Annotated in this window: 1 protein-coding gene; it reads left to right on the forward strand. The window is 62.2% G+C overall.

The window, feature by feature from the left end; all coding sequences use genetic code 11:
- Positions 1-1080: Ig-like domain-containing protein (locus DQ397_RS19110; protein WP_218573709.1), on the forward strand; the 1080-nt coding region annotated here is incomplete at both ends.

Genomic DNA, 1080 nt, shown 5'->3' on the forward strand with positions numbered 1-1080 from the left:
GCTGTCGGGCAATACGGTCAGATTCATCTGAACGGAGACGGCACCTACACCTACACCCTGACCTCGGCGCCGAAGACCCCAGGTGGCGCCAACGATGGCCCGAACACCCTGACCGAGACCTTCACCTACCAAGCGAAGGATCAACTGGGCAACACCATCACCAGCCAGATCGTCATCAACATCGTCGACGACGTGCCCGAGGCCAATCCGGATTCGGCACCCGTCCATGAGGGCGGTGTCGTCTCCGGCAACGTGTTCTACAACGATGACATAGGGGCGGACAAAGTGGCCGATGGCAACGTCGTGGTCGGTGTGCGCGCCGGCAGCGACACCTCGACCTCCGCCCAAGGCGATGTCGGCACTCAGGTCATGGGTAACTACGGTTACCTGGTCATCAACGCCAACGGCTGGGCGACTTACCACGCCAACCCCAACAGTGTGGCGGGTGCCGGTGCCACCGACACCTTCGTCTACACCATCCGCGACGCCGACGGCGACGAGAGCACCACCACCGTCACTATCAAGGTGCTGAATGCTGTCGGGCAATACGGTCAGATTCATCTGAACGGAGACGGCACCTACACCTACACCCTGACCTCGGCGCCGAAGACCCCAGGTGGCGCCAACGATGGCCCGAACACCCTGACCGAGACCTTCACCTACCAAGCGAAGGATCAACTGGGCAACACCATCACCAGCCAGATCGTCATCAACATCGTCGACGACGTGCCCGAGGCCAATCCGGATTCGGCACCCGTCCATGAGGGCGGTGTCGTCTCCGGCAACGTGTTCTACAACGATGACATAGGGGCGGACAAAGTGGCCGATGGCAACGTCGTGGTCGGTGTGCGCGCCGGCAGCGACACCTCGACCTCCGCCCAAGGCGATGTCGGCACTCAGGTCATGGGTAACTACGGTTACCTGGTCATCAACGCCAACGGCTGGGCGACTTACCACGCCAACCCCAACAGTGTGGCGGGTGCCGGTGCCACCGACACCTTCGTCTACACCATCCGCGACGCCGACGGCGACGAGAGCACCACCACCGTCACTATCAAGGTGCTGGACAGCGGACTGTCG

Source organism: Pseudomonas sp. CK-NBRI-02, assembly GCF_008124495.1.
GTDB lineage: Bacteria > Pseudomonadota > Gammaproteobacteria > Pseudomonadales > Pseudomonadaceae > Aquipseudomonas > Aquipseudomonas guariconensis.